Source organism: Romboutsia weinsteinii, from assembly GCF_002250835.2.
In the GTDB taxonomy this organism is placed as follows: domain Bacteria; phylum Bacillota; class Clostridia; order Peptostreptococcales; family Peptostreptococcaceae; genus Romboutsia_A; species Romboutsia_A weinsteinii.
Window position 1 is genome coordinate 1 of record NZ_NOJY02000026.1, and the last position, 19,608, is coordinate 19,608.

Consider the following 19,608-nt stretch of genomic DNA (forward strand, 5'->3'; position numbering starts at 1 on the left):
TTATCCTTACTAATAGCAGCTCAATTAATATTTGGTGTATCGACAAGTATAGTAATATCAAAGAGAATTGGGGAAGAGGATTATAAAAAGATAAATAGTACATTTAAGGTTGGATTATATTCTAGTTTTATATTTAGCGCACTTATATCTATAATAATTTTTTTATTTCAAGATAAACTACTATATGCACTAGGAGCAACAGGTCATGTAAAAAATCTTGCTAAACAATATTTAAATATAGCTATTATATTTAATGTATTTAGTTCGACTGGATATACATTAGTAAATAATATAAGAGCCTTTGGATATCCCAAGATAGAAATTATAGTGGTGGTTTCAGCAACTCTTATAAATTTAGTATTTAATATATTCTTTACTTTCGTACTGAATATGGGGATTAAAGGGATTGCTCTTTCCACATTAATTAGTGAAATATTCTACTTATTATTTTCTGTAGTATTCTTAATTAGAAAGAATTTATGGATAAAGAAGAGTAGTTTAGATAAGAGTGAGATAAAAGAAATACTATCATCATTAGTGAAAATAGGATTTGTCCAGTTTTTAATGCAGGCTTTAAACAGCTTATCAGGATTTATTATAAATAAAGTATTAATAAAATATGCTAGTGTGTTATACATCGGTGTATGGTCAATATGTAACAATATACAGATGATTATATTATTACCTTTAATAGGACTAACACAAGGTATACAGTCTGTGATAGCTTATTACCAAGGTAGTAATAATGAAGAAAAAAAGAGAGAAGTAAAATCAAAGACTATGAAGTATAGTTTGATTTACTCAATAACATTTGCTGTATTAATATCGTTATTTGCAAGTGATGCTGCAAAAATATTTACAGATGATATAACCTTTATGAGGCTATCTGTACCAATTATAAGAATAATCTTAATAGGATTTCCTTTTATAGGGATTATATATACACAAATAACATTTATGCAAGTATCAGGTGATGAGAAACGTGCTAGCTTGCTAGGTATAGTTAGACAAGTAATATTGTTAATCCCATTAGTAATAATACTTCCAACAATATTTTCTAGATATAATATAATGAATATTCCACCAGAGATAGCCATATTTTTAGCTATTCCAATTTCAGATTTCATATCATTTTTAGTATGTTATGTACTAAAAAATATTAATAAATCTAAAACTATATAATGAGACTTTTATACTAACTATCAAATAATATTAAGTATAAGGAGTTGTGTCAAAATGATTAGTAAATCATTCTTAAGATACAGCTCCTTTATTTGTATATAAAGTATTAATCATAAATTTTAGGAAATTGACCTTACAGATTTATTATAGTAGAATCAAAATATCATACTAGGTGGAGTTGAATTTTATGAACAATAAGCACAAAATAATCATATCCTACTTAAATTCTAGTGAGAGCTATAGCACAAGTAGTGAAATTGCCCAGTACCTAGGAGTAAGTGAAAGAAGTATTAAAAGATACATCAAAGATATAAACTTATCGCTAGAACAATATGGTGCAAAGATAGATTCTGTAAAAGGTATAGGTTATAAATTAAATATTTTATATACTAAAGAATTTAAAAAATATATACAAAGTATTAATCTTGATTCTAAAGATGAATCTATAAGAAGTGTAGATCTGATACGAAGCATATTAATACATTCGCCGATTAGTTTAGATTCATTATGTGAAGTACTATTCTTAAGCAGGTCCACATTACAAAATGAAATAGGACAAGTTAGAGAAATGTTTGAAGTATATGATATAAAACTTATGTATAAACCATATAAGGGGCTGTATATAGAAGGTGAAGAGGAAAATATAAGGAAATGTTGTGTAAAGTATTTTTTCAAAGATGACAATGATAGTGAGCTTTGTGAAAATTTAGATTTAATAAATGATAACTTTATAAAATATTTACAGAAATACATTGAAAAGTCATTTCTAGATAACAATATTTTTAAGAATTATTATGAAATAATATACTTATCAAAATTTATAGCAGTTTGTTTTTTTAGATCTTTAAATGGAAATAAAGTAAAGCTACCAGTGGTAGGAAACTATAAGGATATTACGAGTACCTTTAATGACACATTTATTAAAGATATTTATGAGCATTATGATTTAGTCATAGATGAGGATGAAATTCTATATGCAAACATAATAGCTAAAGCAGATAAAAAGCTTATATTAAATATAAACCCTAAAGAAGAATATATAAGGTCAATTATTATGAAAGCCCTTATAGATATAGATATAAAGTATAAAGTTTTTCTATCTGAGGATATAGAATTAATTAAATACTTAACGAATCATATTTTAAATTCTTATCATAGATACTACCTAAAGTTTAATGTAGATAACACAATTTTAAATCAAGTTAAAATGAATTATCCTCAGAGTTTTAACTATGCCCTTGAGTTGGCAAAGAGCATTGAAGATATATTTAAAGTAGAGATAAATGAAAATGAGCTTGGATATATTGCAATTCATTTTGCAACAGCTATTGAAAGGTTAAACCAAAAAACTAGTTATAGAGCTATAATAATTTGTAACACTGGAATGGGTACCTCAGAGCTTCTAAAGACAAAGCTACGAAGATATTTTCCAGATATAGAGGTCATCGGTTGCTATCAGCTTAATTTTATTAATTTTGATAGTTTTGAAGAGATAGACTTTATAATATCAACTACAAGTACAAAAGGATACATAAACAATAATAGTATAATACGTGTATCACCTATGATGACTAATGAAGATATAGATATTATTGAAAATAAATTAAATGAAATTTACTTTAATAAATATTTAAAAAACCTTTTTTTACAAGATATATTTTATTATAAGTTAAATTTAAATAATAAAATGGAGCTTATTGAGTTTATATCAGATGATATGGTACAAAAAGGATTTATTTCTAGTAAAGATAAAGTAGATGTAATAAAGAGGGAAAACATATCATCAACAGAAATATCTGATTTAGTAGCTGTTCCTCATTGTATATCAAATGATGGAAGCAATGTAATTGCAATATGCAGCTTAGAAAAACCAATAAAATGGGGAAGTACAAAAATTAAACTTGTATTTATAGCTTTTTTAAACTCAGAAATAAAAAATAATAAAAATGTATTTTCATTTATCAATTCAAAAATAAAAAAAGGGGATACTGTAAATAGACTATGTGAATGTGTAACGTTAGATAAGTTTACGCAAGTATTAATGGAGAGTAGTAGCAATGATAGTTAAATATAATATAAATTGTAAAGATAAATATGAAGTATTAAGTAGTATAGCTAGTATAGCTAGAGAAAATAACAATGTTAGAGATGAAAAATTATATCTGGAGGGGTTAATAAAGAGGGAAGAACAATTTACAACTGGATTTGGGAACTCAGTAGCTATACCTCATTGCAAAGGGGAATTTGTACAAGAGAGTTGTATTATTGTAATGAAGCTAGAGAATAAGATAGATTGGAACTCTTTAGATAATAAAGCGGTAAATATAATAATAGCTTTTGCGGTAGCAGAGGAGGATATGAGTAATAAATATCTAGTTGATATATCAAAAATAGCAAAGCATCTAATGGATGTTGAGTTTATAAATCAAATTCAAGAATGTAATACAAAAGATGAGCTAGAAAAAAGCTTACTTAGTATCATACAATAAAAGATAAATGGACGTGATTTTATGAGTTTAAAAATTGTAGGTATAAGTAATTGCCCTGTAGGTATAGCGCATACATATATGGTTGCGCAAGCATTGATTAAAGAAGGTAACAACAGAGGTCATAATATAAAGATAGAAACTCAGGGAGCCTTAGGTTGTGAAAATAAATTAAGTGACGAAGATATAGAAGGAGCTGAGTGTGTAATATTAGCAGTAGGGCGGTCTTTATCTGATGAAGAGTTAAAAAAATTTGAAAGTAAAATAGTAATAACAAGAGATATAAACGAAGTCCTGAGAGATATTGATAGAGTATTTGATGACTTAGAATTAGAAGTTAAATCAAATAAGTTGAATAATTATAAGCAAGAAGAGGTTCATTTTCCAAAAGATGAAATTGATAATTTAGAAAAAGATATAGAGATAAATAAGTATACTAGTATAGAGAATTTATTAGATGATAAACAAAAAATACATAATACTAATAAGAACCTAAATATAAAAAATAATATATTTAAACATATAATGCATGGTATATCATATACTATTCCGCTAGCTGTGGCAGGTGGAATGTTAATGGTTTTATCCTCATCCATATATGGAATAAAAGGTGAACTGAGTGAATTTGTATATATATTACAATCTATAGGTATGGTAGGCATAAGTCTGATGACGCCTATATTAGGTGCATATATTGCTTACTCAATAGCTGATAAACCAGCTTTAGCCCCAGCGTTATTAGGAAGTTACTTAGCAAATAGTAAAGATATATTGGGCATAAATGGTAACTCTGGTTTCTTAGGAGCAATAGTAGTTGGAATTTTGGTAGGATACTTTGTAAAGTATCTAAAAAAGATAAAAGTACATAAAAATGTAGATCATCTGATGGGATTCATCATAATACCCGTATTAGCAACATTGATAATAACTACAGTAGTATATTATATAATTGCTCCTATAACAAGCTTTGTAACTATTAATATAAGTCAATATTTAAATTCAATGTCTAGTCAAAATACAATAGTAGTATGTGCGATTGTAGGTATAATGACTGTGCTAGATATGGGAGGTCCTATAAATAAAGCTGCTTACTTATTTGCACTAGGAATGGTGGAACAAGGAAATTTAATTTACTTTGGGACTGTAGCTATAACAAATTTAATGCCTCCTATTTCTGTAGGGATAGCGACATTTATAAAGCCTAATTTATTTAATAAAGAAGAAATAGAGGCTGGAGCATCATCAATTATAGTTGGATCTTTTGGGATTACAGAACCGGCGATACCATATGCGGTAAATGATCCAATACCCATTATGAGTGCACAAATAATATCTGCAATAATTGCAGCAAGCATAGGATGTATTTTTAATGTAAAGAGAGTTGCTCCAGGGGCTAGCATAGTAGATCCTATAATAGGAAATATTACTCCAATGCTAGGATTTTATATAACTGTGATAATTGGAGTAGCAATAAATACTTTGCTAGTAGTCTTATTCAAGAGCATGAAATTAAAATTAAATAATAAATAAAAAAATGTCACTTGCAGGTGACATTTTTTTATGTGAAGTAAATTTTTAAATTAAAGTATAATGAAATAAGGAAAAGGATTTTATGACGTATGAGTAAGGAGATATAAATGTTTGATTTTAATTATAAGCCAAATCGTATAGAAGAAAAATGTAGAAAATGGGATATAGATATAATTAGATCTAAATTCGGAGAAGTAAATGAAGATTTTATACCTATGTGGATAGCAGATATGGATTTTAAAGTACCACAGAAGTTAGAAGATGCATTTAGTAGAACAGTTAAAAGAGGTGTATTTGGTTATACATACTGCTATGACGAGTTTTATGACGCAATTATAGGATGGCAAAAAGATATACACGATGTAAATATTGAGAAAGAATGGATTACATTAACATATGGAACTGTATCAACTATTCATTACACAATCCAAGCTTTTTGCAAAGAAGGAGATAGTATAATTTTAAATACTCCTGTATACGATCCTTTTGAATCGGCAGCTAAGAAACAAGGTGTAAGAGTTATTACTAATGAGCTAGATGTTATAGATAATAGATATCATATAAATTTTGATAGATTAGAAAAACAGATAAAAGAGAATAAGCCAAAACTTATGATGTTCTGTACTCCTCATAATCCATCTGGAAGGATATGGAGTATAGAGGAAATAAGAAGGGTAGCAAGAATATGCAAAGAAAATAATGTAATACTAGTCGCAGATGAAGTTCATGCAGAGCATATTCACTTTGGTAAATTTGAATCAGTATTTAAACTAGAAGAAGAATTATTAGATAATATGATACTTTTAACTTCGCCTAATAAAGCCTTTAATCTAGGAGGACTTAAGACTTCGTACTCTGTAGTTAGGAGCGAGAGTATAAGAAGTATATTTAGAAAAAAGTTAGTTCAAAACTCTATAACTTCACCAAATGTATTTGGGATAATAGGAATAATAACTGCTTACAATGATTGCAGAGATTGGTTAGATGCAATTAATATTTATCTAAGAGAAAATTACGAACTATTAGAAACAACAATAAGAGAAAAGATGCCTATGCTAGAAGTAATGACAATGGAATCATCATATCTAGCTTGGATAAATATAAGTAAATTAAATATAACTTCAAGTGCGTTTGTAAGTAAATTAGCTCTACAAGAAAGTGTACTAGTTGAAGATGGTGGGCATTTTGTTGCAGATGGTGAGGATTATATAAGAGTTAATTTGGGAACACAAAGAGATAATGTTGAAGAATCTTTAGTTAGATTAGAAAGATTTATTAATAATTTAGATCATTAATATGTTAGAAACAACAAAGCTATTATAAAAACAACAGGAGGAACATAAATGAAAAAGAAATTATTCGATTTTTTCCAAAAGCTTTCTAGAGCTTTTCTACTACCAATAGTATTGATATCATTTGCATCAATGGTATTAGGTTTAGCATCAGTATTTTTATGGCATGATCAGTTAAAAGAAATGCTACCTTTTATAGCATCAGCACCAGTTCAGTATGTAGCTAATATAATGAACACAATAGCAAATGCAATAATGGGTAACATAGCTTTATTATTTGCAGTTTCATTATCATTTGCTATGGCAAATGAAGATAAAGAGTTTGCAGCACTTGGTGGACTTGTAGGATACATAGCATTCTTAATGGGAATGGGAACCTTAGTATCTTTAAATCCAGATGTAGCAAATATGTTTACAGAAAAGACTATAACTTCAATTTTAGGAATAGAAACTATAGATACAGGTATGATAGGCGGTATAGTTGTTGGTCTATTCTCTGCATTTATACACAATAGAACTCATAAGATAAAATTACCTATGGCAATATCTTTCTTCGGTGGAAATAGATTTGTACCAATAGCTAATGCAATATTTTTCGTAATATTAGGCCAATTATTCCCGTATGCTTGGGCAGTTGTATCTAACATGATAAGCTCGGCTGCGATGGCTGTTGCTAACTCAGGAGTATTTGCGCCATTCTTATATGGATTTGGAGAAAGATTACTTATACCAACTGGCCTACACCATGTTTGGAATGCAGTAATACGTGACACTGCAGTATCTGGTATATATACTTTCCCAACTGGAGAAGTAGTAGAAGGATCAAGAATAGCATACAATGCATTCTTAACAAGTAATGTGCTTCCAGAAGGAACTACTATAGTAGAGTTAGTTAAATTCTTAAGAGGTGGACAAGTTCCAATAACAATGTTTGCATTGCCTGCAATAGCTTTTGCAATGTACAAAACAGCTAAGCCAGCAAATAGAAATGCTATAAAGCCTTTATTAATAACTGGAGTATTCTCAATATTAATAGCTGGTATAACAGAGCCGCTAGAATTTGCATTCATGTTTGCATCACCTATATTATACTTTATATATGCAGTGCTAAATGGTTTAAGTTTCATGTTCTCATACATGCTTGGAAATGGTATGGGTGGAGCAGAACCTAACTTAATAGGGTTGTTATTATATGGAGTATTAAGACCAGAATCTAAGTTCTTCATAGTATTGCTTCTTGGAATACCATTTGGTATAGGATCATATTTACTATTTAAATGGTGGATAGTTAAGTATGATGTAAAGACTCCAGGTAGAGGTGGAGAATATGACCAAAGTATGGAAGTAGCAGGAGATACAGGAAATACTACGGATCCTTTAAAGTTAAAAGCGCAAGTAGCAATAGAAGGACTTGGTGGAGCTGCGAATATAGAAGTTGTTGACTGCTGTATATCTAGATTACGTGTAATATTAAAAGATATGAGTTTAGTTGATGAAAATAAATTAAAATCAACAGGATGTATGGGTGTAGTAAAAGTAGATGATCAAAATATACAAGTAATCTATGGAACTACTGTACATTTAGTAAAAAATGCGATAATAAAAGAATTAGATAGTATTGCAAAAGCAAGCTAAAATAATTTATGGATGAATATATGACACCTACATCAAGTAGGTGTCATATATTTTATATATTAAAAAATATAATAAGTACATAAAAGGAGAATAAGATGAGCTTTTTTAAAAATATATTTAGAGGAAAACAAGAAAATACAGAAGAAATAGCAATATTAACAAATGGAAAGCTTGTAGATATATCTCAAGTGCCTGACCAAGTATTTTCAACAAGAATGATGGGTGACGGATTCGCTATGGACACAATAGACGGAAAAATATTTTCACCAGTAGCAGGTAAGGTTGAAGTTGTATTTCAAACTAAGCATGCTGTAGCAATTACTTCTAATGATGGTAGAGAGATACTAATACATTTAGGAGTAGATACAGTTAATTTAGACGGGAAAGGATTTGAAGTTTTTGTACAAGTTGGCCAAGAAGTTAAAGTTGGAGATAAACTAGTTGACATGGATGTTAACTTTGTAGAAAAAAATGCAAAATCTTCAATGCCAATAGTAGTATTTACAAATTTAAATGAAGATGAGGCTGTTGAAATAAATGAGGGAAATGCTACTGTTGGAGAGCTAAATAGAATAAAAATAATAAAAAAATAATATTTAATAAATGATTAGATATAGATAGAAGAGAGTTAGGGTATAATCTAGCTCTCTTTTATATTATTACTGATAAAATTCCAACAAAGTATAATATAAACTGTCTAAATAGGATAAATATGGATAAATTATGCTATAATAAATTGAGTAAGATATATTTATAAAAAGAAATGAGACTAGAATTTAGTTAAGGCAAGTATAAATATAGTATCATATAATGACATTATAAAATGAATCTATGAAATATATTCTGTATATGGGTACCTAGAATATATGGAGATATTGGTACAACCGGCTAAATAAAATTATTTAGTCGGTTGTTTTTGTGTATTTATTTGGGGAGGTAAATCATGAAAAGGATTATTAAATGGTATAATAGATTTAAATTTATCAATAAAATATTGAGTAAAAAAATACCGTATTTTATTATTTATTTATATATTAAAGATTTTAGAAGAATAGATGAAATATATCGGATTAATAAAAGATATTTAATTTCAAAGGAAATAGTAAGTTGTATAAATAAATACAATTACTTATTTTATAAGGAAAATATTGATAGTTGTATTTATGAAAAAGATGAATTTATTATAATAGCAAGGAAACTTTTAATAGATACTAACATATGTACAAAGCGAAATAAAAAATACAGTACTCTGGAGGTCTAAGTTTATGATATCTGAATCAGAAGTAATAAGTGAATTAAAAGATATATTGAGTGACCTGTATTGTAAATATGGCACTGATACAGAAATAGTTAAATTAAGTCAACTATTGGACAAGTTGCTGGTTTCCAAGCAAAGAGAATCTTTTAGACTTATAAATACAGAAAGAAGGATTAGAAATATTATAGAGGCTACTAATGACATTATGTTTGAAGTTGATATAACTAACAACAAGCTATTATCTAAAACAGATGGCCTTATAGACAATATAATAGTAGGGAACAAACAAAAAGATCTATATAGTTTTATATTAAAAAATTATATTGAAAATATTATATATAAAGATGATTTAAAAGCATTTAAAGAAAAATTTAGCTTAAATAATATAGTTACAAGAAATTTGGAAAAAGAAGAAGATTTAAGTTTAGAATGTAGGCTGCTAGTATTAGGAGAATATAAGTGGTTTTCTTATCAAGTGGCATCATACTATAGTGAGGAAAATAAATCATTTATAGCAATTTCATATGCCAAAGATATAAATGATAAAAAAATAAAAGAATTAGAATACATAAGAAAATCAGAACGAGATCCATTAACCGGAATATATAATAAGATAAAATCTCAAGAATTAATAGAGCGATATATAAGTAAACATGGAACAAATAAAAAAAGTGCATTATTTATTGTTGATATAGATAATTTTAAAAATATTAATGATAGACTAGGCCATATATTTGGAGACGCAGTATTAGTAGATATTTCGAATGAGTTAAATAGCATGTTTAGAGATACTGATATAGTTGGGAGAATAGGTGGAGATGAATTTATTATATTAATCAAAGACATACAATCAGAAGAAATACTTATAAGAAAAGCTGAAGAAATATTAAGCATATTTAGAAACTCTTTTGTAGGAGAAAATAGCAAAAAACATAAGGTTTCGGGAAGTATAGGAATATCTCAGTATCCTAAAGACGGGAACTCATTTGAAGATTTATATATAAAGGCAGATGAGGCTTTATATAATTCAAAAGAAATAGGCAAAGATTGTTATAGTATTTATGATAAGGATAGAAGTTATGTATCAAATGGTAGGCAGACTGATAATAATATTTTAGAATTAGAGCAAAATATAAAATCTATAAATAAGTTTAATGAGAATATATTTGAAAATATATTTAAGATCTTATATAACTCAAAAGATATTTCGACTGCCATAAGTTTAATAATAAAACTAGTTGGGATAAAGTTTAATCTAAATAGAGTTTATATAAAAGAGAGAGATTATTCAAATGAAGATTTAAGGTGTAATTTTGAATGGGTAAATAGAGATATGCATTCTAATAGTAGTAATGATTATACACTAAAGATTGATATTATAGAGAATGATATCAATAGAGGACATATAGGGTTTGAATTAAATAATGAAGAAAATATTTTATCAGATAGTGATATAGATACACTATCATTAATATCAAATGTTATTAGTACATTTATGCTTAAAAAATATTCTCATGATAAAATTATAGATGCCTATCATATAACAAAAGCTGTCATGGATAAAATAGAATGTTATGCATATGTAATAGATAAAGATAGCCATGAAATTTTATATATAAATGATAAATTAAAATATTTAGATCAAAATATAAATATAGGTGATATATGCTATAAGTCATTTTTTAATAATAAAAACTCATCATGTGAAGCATGTCCTATAAATGGACTAAGAAAATATAAAGAAGATGAGTATTCTATGGAAATTTATTTAGATAAGTACGATATTTGGTTTAATGCTGTAGCATCAAATATAAAGTGGATAGATTCTAAAAATGCATGCTTAATACTCTCTTATGACATAACAAAGTATAAAAATAAATAAAAATAATAATGATGTATATAATAATTAAAAGCACTCACTTTAATAAAAAATGAGTGCTTTTAATATATTTAGAAAAATCAGATATGTATCAGCAAAAAATAAATTTATTATTATAAGTAGTTATAAAATATACTTAAATTATCATATTTTCGTTAAAATCAATCTTTTTTACATATATTATTGCAAAAAAAAAATAAAAAATGTAAATTTTATTATGAAATAATTAACTTTTAGGGGGCAATATGTTAATTAATGATGGAATAAGGGAATTGAAGGAACGATTATATTTTGAAATATTTAAATATGAATTTAGCAATCTAAATAAAAAAGAAGTACTTAGTATAAGTCAAGAGCTGGATAAATTAATAGCTGAATATATGAAAAAACAATATCGTGAGATTAAACATATCAATAGTAAATCATGATAGCCTAAAACGTTATACGAATATAACATAATATAAACAATGGTCGGTGATAAATGTGTACAATGTAGCAATTTGTGAAGATGATAAATTTCAATTATTAGAATTGGAAAGAATGTTAAAAATATATGGAGACAATGAACAAATTACATTTAATATAGATAAATTTTGTTCTGGAGAAGATATTATAAATGGTGGTTTTGATAAGTACGATTTTATAATGCTAGATATAAATTTAGGTGGAATTAACGGTATAGATGTTGCAAAAATCATCAGAAAAAGTAATGAAAATGTAAAGATAATTTTTATTACAGCTGTAGAAAAGTACTGGCCAGAAGGATATAATGTAAATGCATTTAGATATATACTAAAACCGATAAATGACACTAGATTTTATATAGAAATAAAAAATCTTATAAATGAAATAAATAAAAACAAAATATTTATTACAACTAATAATGATGGAGATTTAAAAACAATTTCAATACAAAATATAAAATATCTAGAAATACTTAGTAGAAAGGTAATGATACATACACAAGCAGGTACTTATAGCAGCAATTATTCTTTAAGGTACTGGAATAAGAAGCTATACCCATATGGATTTGCCAATCCTCATAGTAGCTATTTAGTTAATTTAAGGTATGTGAAAGGTTTATCTAAAGAAAAGGTAGTGCTTATCAGTGATGATGTAATTTATGTATCACAAAGAAAGTATAAAGAGTTTAAGGAAAAATTTATAAAATATATTGGAGAAATTTAATTAATATACATTATACTCATATGATAAAATTATTTTATGAGGAGAAAGAGTTTATGAAAAAAGCATTTAGATACAAATTTTACTTACTTATCACAATAATATGTGTAATATCTATTATTGTTACTTCAATTAACTATGTATCTGCAATAAATCAAATTCACTTAAATAGTATTGAGAAGCTGTATAGCTCAGTTAAGGAATCAGAAAAAGAAATGTTGAAGCATACTGTAGACAATAAAATAAAAGATTTAGAGTTAGATAAAGAAACTTTATTAAAAAATATAGAGGTATCGTATAAGATATTAGATAAATCTTTAGAGGAATTATATAATTCAAGCTTAAATGAAGGCAATGCTATTAATTTCGAGGAATCTATTAAAGAATTATTTTATATATTTCCAATTTTAGACGTAATTGTTTGGGATAAAACTGAAGAACAAATAATATACACTAATGATTCAAGTATAGATAGAAGTTTAATAAATAGTAAAAACGAATTAGATAAGTATATAGAGCGTTATATATATTTTTTAGAAAAAGATATATACAATGATGATAAGGTATTTATAATCGGAACTGCTAAAGATTCTTATGAAAGATATACTAAAAAAATATTTTTACAAAAAATTAATAATGCTAAATTAGAAAATGTATACAATATTTGGGTTAAAGAAATTACAGATTACAGTGGAACAGGTGAATATGGAAGAGAAATAACAGATACTCTGGGCATGGGTGATGGTGAGATTATATACATAGATAGAAAAGACGATAAAGGTGAGTTTCCTTTAAAAAAAGAACTTAAATTAATTAATAATCATGGAGAAGGATTTTGGATATATAATTATGAATACGATTGGGGAATAGATCAAAAAATTGTATACTCAAAACTATATCCTGAATATGACTGGGTAATAACAAGTTTGATATCTGAGTCAAATATAAAAGAATTATTTTATAATAGTATATATGATTATGAAAAAGAGATTAAAAATAAAATTAATGATATACTAGTAATGTATATATTTGTTTTTATTGCTGCTGGTATTTTGGGAGTTTTAATTTCAAATCATAAAAAAATGAAACAAGATAAATTAGATAATGAAAAATATAAAACGACACTCCAACACTATAGAATTTTAGAAAAAAAATATGACAAAACTATGGAAATTATTCACGATATAAAAAATCATATGATTTGCATAAGAGGAATATCAAAAAATCTAGGGGCTAATCAAGTTGTAGATTATCTTAACAATATAGACGATGATATAAAACAGTTATCATATATATATTTTACTGGGAATAAAATAATAGATATTATTCTTAACGATAAGATGATTATTATGGAGAAGTATGGAATAAAATTTGAGCATGAAATTCGAACTAGAGACTTAGATTTTATAGAAGATAAAGACCTGTGTACTATAATTAATAACCTATTAGATAATGCAATAGATAGTTGCAATAACAGTAAAGACAAAAATATACTCTTAAAGATTTATTGCTTTAACCATAGCTTTATTGTTATAAAGATTGTAAATAGCTGTGATAACAAGCCTAAAGTAACTAAAAATAGATTTATAACTAGCAAGTCTGAGAAAGACCTTCATGGATATGGTGTAAAAAATATAAAAAAATCCATCAATAGATACAATGGAACTATGCACTGGGTGCATGAAGAATCAAATCGAGAATTTTGTATGGTTGTAATGGTACCAAAAGAAAATAATAATATATTATGATATTAAATATATGATAATAAAAAAGACCATTATAATTAATTATAATGGTCTTTTTATTTTATTAAATTATCGTTTAAGTTTACTGATATATTACTACTTTATATGGGTATAAATAAAAAAAGATTTAAATTAATAATAAACCCTAGTATTGTATAAATTATTATCAATTATAGATTAGATTAAATTAAATTTCATTAATTTTACAAAGATCATAGGTTTAAGAATAGTTATTGAATATATAAAACTTGGTGGAGGAAATTACAATGAAAAAACTGCAAGGTAAAGTGGCATTAGTAACATCATCAACAAAAGGTATAGGACTATCATCAGCAAAAATATTAGCTAAAAATGGAGCGCTAGTTTATATAGCTGCTCGTTCAGGAGAATTGGCCAATGAAGTTGTAAAAGAAATAAAATCAGATGGTGGAAGTGCTAAATTTGTTTATTTTAATGCAAGAGAAGAGCAAACATATACTTCTATGATTGAGGAAGTAATTAATAATGAAGGCAAAATAGATATTTTGGTAAATAATTATGGTAGTACAAATGTAGAACTTGATAAGGACTTAGTAAATGGAGATACGGATGAGTTTTTTAATATAATAAAAGATAACTTACAAAGTGTATACTTACCATGTAAAGTAGCAGTTCCATATATGATAAAAAATGGTGGAGGAAGTATTGTTAATATATCTAGTATAGGTTCAGTTATTCCAGATCTTTCAAGAACTGCTTATACTGTATCAAAGTCATCAATAAATTCACTGACAAAAAATATTGCTACTCAGTATGCTAGAAATAATATTAGATGTAATGCTGTTTTACCAGGTCTTATAGCTACTAAGGCTGCATTAAGTAATATGAATGAGGAATTTATTGAATCATTCTTAAGACATGTACCTCTAAATCGTATGGGAGAACCAGAAGATATAGCTAAAGCAGTGTTATTCTATGCAAGCGATGATTCATCATTTATAACAGGAGATATATTAGAGGTTGCAGGAGGTTATGGTATTCCAACACCTCAATATTCAGATTATATTAAGTAATATCTAGAGTAGATATAAGTTAATATATATAAACATATAGTCATTGTATTGGAGTATAGATAAATTTGAATGTATTCAAAACTATCTATACTCTTTTATATTTTGAATTGATAATAATTGAAAAATAGCTATTATAATTGTTTTACACTAAATAAAATATATAACTAGCCTTGTTGTACATCAAGAATTCCCATAGGACAAGCATCAACACAAATACCACATGCAATACATTTGCTTGGAGTCGGTTTATCTTCAACTTTTGCTATTATACCCTTTGGACATGATTCAACACATACAAGACATCCTGTACATAGTTTTTTGTTTATCATATATACTCCCTTAGCGTTTTCTTTGATAGCGCCTTCAGGACATTTCTTTGCGCATACTCCACATTGATTACATACTTTAACATTTAAAGAATTATCTTTTTTTAAATCAATTTTTATACATGATGTGTTTAGCTTATAAGATTTGTAAAATGCTTCTGAACAAGCTATCTCACATGTTAGACAATCCTGGCATTGAGACCTGTCTTTTACTACTAATTTCTTCATATTCATTTCCCCCTTGAAAATTAATTTATTAAAATTATGTACTATCAAAATCCCCGTTGATAATTTAAGTGTATTGGATAACAAATACAAAATCAATTAAAAAACTAACTGAGGTACAATAAATAATGAAATACATTACTATTAAATTGGTTAAAATGGATATATTAAAATAAATTATATAAAAAATATCATATACATAATAAAATTTGATGAAATTGTAAAATATAGAGGATATAAATAGATTAGTAAAATGTAACATAAAGAGGAGTGCTATCATATGGATAAGTTGGAAAATGGTAATAAAAAATTTACAATGGGTTGGATGATTGTTATAGGATGTATGATTATTCAGGCGATACCTTTTGGAGTAGCATCTAATATTCAGCCACAATTTGTAAGTTACGTAGTTGAAGGTGAAGGGTTTACTTTGGCATCATTTTCTCTATTATTTACAATAGGTACAGTTATATCGGCAGTTGCATCACCTATAATAGGATATTTATACTCAAGGATAAGTGCCAAGTTGATGTTCTTAGTAGGTTGTATATTATCTGGCGGTGGATTCTTAGCATTTTATTTTGCTCATAGCCTATGGCAATTTTATATATTTGCAGGAATTTCACAAATTGGTACAGCAGCAATATCAGCAATAGGTGTGCCTCTTATTATTAATGCTTGGTTTGGTGAAGAAGTAAAAGGTAAAGCTATGGGATTAGCTTTTGCTGGAGGTTCAATTGGGAATATATTTCTTCAACAATTAGTAGCATATTCATTAGTAAGTCAAGGGTATAGTAGATCATACTTATTATTTGGTATATTATCTCTTGTGGTTGGTATTCCGGTTACACTATTAATGATTAGGATGCCTAAAGATCATAATGAAGTAGTTAGAGCTAAGAACAAAAGTAAAAAAGATAATGATCATGATAATAAACATGAGCATGATCATAAGATAGAGTGGGGATACAGTCTAACTGAAGTTAAACAAAGTAAATACTTCTGGTTATTTTCAATAGGGTTTATATTCATAGGTATCTATGTATCTGCACTGGCAGTTCAGTATCCAGCCTATCTTAGAGGACACCTAGGATTAAGTGCGACATTTGTAGGATTTGTTGGTTCTACATTTGCTTTATTTTCTTTATTTGGAAATATAGTTGGAGGTTTTTTATTTGATAGATTAGGAGCTGTAAAAACATTAATTGTAGCTTTTGCATTAGCCGGTGTAGCATGTGTATGTTTAATATTTGCTCCACAAATACCTCAATTAGCTTTTGGGTTTGCAACTCTTAAGGGTCTATCAGTATTTGCTTATATGATGGGACCTGCATATTTAACCGGTATATTCTTTGGAAAAAAAGAATACGGTGCTATACTAGGTATAGTTAATTTGATGTTTGCAATTGGATTTGCAGCAGGGTCTTCTATATTTGGATTTATTGTTGATAAAGTGGGATACTTTGCAGGATGGAGCACAATGTTAGCTTCTATAATATTAGGATATATAATTGTAATATTAGTAAGTATAAATATGAAAAAAATCAATGAAGAAAGAATGCAATCTTTAAGAAAATAAATATTGAAAAGAAAATATTAAATACAAATAAGGACATTGTAAATTTATAATGTCCTTATTTGTATTTAACTAATTTTATTTTAGATTTGTATTTAACTAATTTTATTTTAGATTTTTATTGACCTATGTTCTAGAGTAGTATAAAGTAATTAAGTTAATAAGAGATAAATAAAAATATAAAGTTTTATATTATATATTAGGAGGAGATTTAATGAGTAATAGGGTCTTAGCTATAGATTTTGAAACAGCAAATTCAAATAGAAGTAGTGCTTGTAGTATAGGGATAGCATTGCTAGAAGACGGTGAAGTAATTATTAATAAAGAAATATTAATAGATCCAGAAGATCATTTTAGTGGTTTTAATATTAGCATACATGGGATAAGACCTGAAATGGTTAAAGGAGCAAATATATTTCCTAAGGTATGGGAGGAAATATCTGAGTTAATAGATAAAGATACACTAGTGATAGCTCATAACGCAAGTTTTGATATGAGTGTACTCAGATATGCATGTGATAAATACCAAATAAAATATCCTACATTTGACTATGCTTGCACTAGAGTATTAGCTAAAAAGATTTATAAAGAATTAAAATCAGTTTCTTTAGATACAATAGCAAATTATCTAGATATAGACTTTAATCATCATAAGGCAAAAGATGATGCATTAGTATGCTTAAAAGTATATAGTGATATTTTACTAAAATCAAAATATGAGAATGTTGATGATTTATTAGACAGTATAAAAGTACAAAAAGGTAAACTATTTGAAAAGGGATATAGACCTTGTGGTAATAAAAAATAAAATAAAAGGTATAAATTTAGATAATTAATTCTAACTTATACCTTTTATTTGCTTAGACAGATAGAAAATACTATGTTAATTTCGATTTTCTAAATAGAGTAACCTTTACTTGATTTTATATCCTTATTATTATGTCTATGATAGTAATTTATTATTTTATCAATCAACCTATGCAAGTTGAAATTTCTAAATAATGTAGAAACAAAAATAACTCCAAGTGCTAAGGCTCCTGCACTTGATAATGTACTTGTTCCATATTCCATAGCTTTAATATAATCTCCAACTAAAAGTGAATACATAGTATTGTATACACCGTATCCTGGAACTAAAGGAATTAAACAACATACACTTAAAATAGTAGATGGAGTCTTATATATTCTAGCTGCAAACTCGCAATAAATGCTAAATACTAAAGCCGCTATAAATAGTGAGGAACTTTCACCAAATTCATACCCAAGGCAAAGTTTATAAATAAACCAAGTAATCGCACCTCCTACACCAGCTACAATTAGATACTTTCCCTTTATATTAAAAAGTATTCCAAAACTAAGTGCAACAAAAAATGAACTAATTATTTCTATTATCATTTTATATACCTCCTAATTTAAGATAGAAGTGTAGAATAGAACCTGTTCCAACTGCTGTAGATACTCCTATAAAAAGAGCTTCAGCGATTTTGGCAAGTCCTGAAAGCAACTGACCTTCTAATATATCTCGAATAGAATTAGTAAGAGATAAACCAGGAACCAAAAGCATAATGCTACCAGCTATTAATTTATCTAATTGAGTTATAATTTCGAAGTTTAAAAATATGACTGAAAAAATTGCTATAGTTGCACCACAAATACTATTTATAAAAAACTCATTTAATGATGATTGACTAAGTTTTATAGAAATTAATTTAGTTAAAATACCGATAACAAATGCACATACAAATTCATTGAAACCACCACCAAATAGAATAGTAAATGTTGATGTAGCAAGACCTGCAAATAATAATGTTGTTTTAGTAGAGTAAGTATTATCCTTACATAATTCGTCTAACTCAGATTCACAAATATCAATGCTGGGTCTTTCTTTGTATATTTTTCTTGAAAGAGAATTTATATTGTGAACCTTATTTAAATCTACTCCTCTTGAGTTTATTCTTTTAACAACAGAATAAATTTCACCGTCCATAAATATAGAAACCATAACAGCCGTTGGAGATGCAAAAACATCTACTTCATCAACCTCAAAGGATTGACATATCCTAGTTATTGTTTCTTCTACTCTATAGGTTTCTCCTCCACTTTGGAGCATTATCTTTCCTGCGTTAGAGGAAAAATTAAGTAACCTGTTAATATTCATAAAACACCACCTTAGTAATAATAATATTGGTATTATATCATGGAAATTAATTACTTTTAATACACTTAGTGTAAAAAAT

The 19,608-nt window shown here is 27.1% G+C and carries 18 protein-coding genes and 1 riboswitch; of the genes, 15 read left to right on the forward strand and 3 right to left on the reverse strand.

What is annotated here, in order from left to right:
• The 13 genes from CHL78_RS13235 to hdhA all read left to right on the forward strand — a co-directional run.
• Positions 1-1,182: MATE family efflux transporter (locus CHL78_RS13235; protein ID WP_116041505.1), on the forward strand; the 1,182-nt coding region annotated here is incomplete at its 5' end.
• 187 nt (positions 1,183-1,369) lie between these two features.
• Positions 1,370-3,250 (forward strand): BglG family transcription antiterminator, encoded by a 1,881-nt coding sequence (locus CHL78_RS13240; protein WP_094368783.1) that lies wholly within the window; start codon positions 1,370-1,372, stop codon positions 3,248-3,250.
• A complete protein-coding gene (locus CHL78_RS13245; RefSeq protein ID WP_094368782.1) occupies positions 3,240-3,671 on the forward strand; it encodes a PTS sugar transporter subunit IIA in 432 nt (143 codons plus the stop codon). Before CHL78_RS13240 ends, CHL78_RS13245 begins: the two co-directional genes overlap by 11 nt.
• Before the next feature lie 21 nt (positions 3,672-3,692).
• Positions 3,693-5,198 (forward strand): fructose-specific PTS transporter subunit EIIC, encoded by a 1,506-nt coding sequence (locus CHL78_RS13250; protein ID WP_094368781.1) that lies wholly within the window; start codon positions 3,693-3,695, stop codon positions 5,196-5,198.
• Between the two features lie 107 nt (positions 5,199-5,305).
• On the forward strand, positions 5,306-6,493 hold the full coding sequence (locus tag CHL78_RS13255) for a MalY/PatB family protein (protein WP_094368780.1): 1,188 nt from the start codon (positions 5,306-5,308) through the stop codon (positions 6,491-6,493).
• Positions 6,494-6,541: 48 nt separating this feature from the next.
• Complete coding sequence (locus CHL78_RS13260; protein ID WP_094369374.1) at positions 6,542-8,125, forward strand: PTS transporter subunit EIIC; 1,584 nt, start codon at positions 6,542-6,544, stop codon at positions 8,123-8,125.
• 95 nt (positions 8,126-8,220) lie between these two features.
• Positions 8,221-8,718: a PTS sugar transporter subunit IIA gene (locus CHL78_RS13265; RefSeq protein WP_094369375.1), complete on the forward strand. Its 498-nt coding sequence runs from the start codon at positions 8,221-8,223 to the stop codon at positions 8,716-8,718.
• Between the two features lie 222 nt (positions 8,719-8,940).
• Positions 8,941-9,024: riboswitch (cyclic di-GMP riboswitch) on the forward strand.
• A gap of 44 nt (positions 9,025-9,068) precedes the next feature.
• Complete coding sequence (locus CHL78_RS13270) at positions 9,069-9,386, forward strand: hypothetical protein (RefSeq protein WP_094369376.1); 318 nt, start codon at positions 9,069-9,071, stop codon at positions 9,384-9,386.
• A gap of 4 nt (positions 9,387-9,390) precedes the next feature.
• A complete protein-coding gene (locus CHL78_RS13275; RefSeq protein WP_094369377.1) occupies positions 9,391-11,265 on the forward strand; it encodes a GGDEF domain-containing protein in 1,875 nt (624 codons plus the stop codon).
• A 242-nt stretch (positions 11,266-11,507) separates the two neighbouring features.
• Positions 11,508-11,690: an aspartyl-phosphate phosphatase Spo0E family protein gene (locus CHL78_RS13280; protein WP_094369378.1), complete on the forward strand. Its 183-nt coding sequence runs from the start codon at positions 11,508-11,510 to the stop codon at positions 11,688-11,690.
• Between the two features lie 55 nt (positions 11,691-11,745).
• Entirely contained in the window at positions 11,746-12,450 is a 705-nt protein-coding gene (locus CHL78_RS13285; protein ID WP_094369379.1) for a LytR/AlgR family response regulator transcription factor, read from the forward strand.
• A gap of 53 nt (positions 12,451-12,503) precedes the next feature.
• Positions 12,504-14,195: a GHKL domain-containing protein gene (locus CHL78_RS13290; RefSeq protein WP_158540700.1), complete on the forward strand. Its 1,692-nt coding sequence runs from the start codon at positions 12,504-12,506 to the stop codon at positions 14,193-14,195.
• 263 nt (positions 14,196-14,458) lie between these two features.
• On the forward strand, positions 14,459-15,244 hold the full coding sequence (gene hdhA / locus CHL78_RS13295) for a 7alpha-hydroxysteroid dehydrogenase (protein WP_094369381.1): 786 nt from the start codon (positions 14,459-14,461) through the stop codon (positions 15,242-15,244).
• A 164-nt stretch (positions 15,245-15,408) separates the two neighbouring features.
• On the opposite strand, the gene CHL78_RS13300 is transcribed toward hdhA, so the two are convergent.
• The gene (locus tag CHL78_RS13300; protein WP_094367379.1) at positions 15,409-15,798 is read right to left on the reverse strand and encodes a 4Fe-4S binding protein; all 390 of its coding nucleotides are present in this window, start codon (positions 15,796-15,798) and stop codon (positions 15,409-15,411) included.
• A 277-nt stretch (positions 15,799-16,075) separates the two neighbouring features.
• On the opposite strand from CHL78_RS13300, the gene CHL78_RS13305 reads away from it, so the two are divergent.
• Together CHL78_RS13305 and CHL78_RS13310 are read left to right on the forward strand one after the other, a co-directional pair.
• Positions 16,076-17,374, forward strand: a complete 1,299-nt coding sequence (locus CHL78_RS13305) for a conjugated bile salt MFS transporter (protein ID WP_094367378.1) — start codon at positions 16,076-16,078, stop codon at positions 17,372-17,374.
• A 211-nt stretch (positions 17,375-17,585) separates the two neighbouring features.
• Entirely contained in the window at positions 17,586-18,179 is a 594-nt protein-coding gene (locus tag CHL78_RS13310) for a 3'-5' exonuclease (RefSeq protein ID WP_094367377.1), read from the forward strand.
• Positions 18,180-18,268: 89 nt separating this feature from the next.
• On the opposite strand, the gene CHL78_RS13315 is transcribed toward CHL78_RS13310, so the two are convergent.
• A complete protein-coding gene (locus CHL78_RS13315) occupies positions 18,269-18,766 on the reverse strand; it encodes a threonine/serine exporter family protein (RefSeq protein ID WP_094367376.1) in 498 nt (165 codons plus the stop codon).
• Between the two features lies 1 nt (position 18,767).
• On the reverse strand, positions 18,768-19,529 hold the full coding sequence (locus CHL78_RS13320; RefSeq protein ID WP_094367375.1) for a threonine/serine exporter family protein: 762 nt from the start codon (positions 19,527-19,529) through the stop codon (positions 18,768-18,770).
• Positions 19,530-19,608 lie beyond the last annotated feature (79 nt).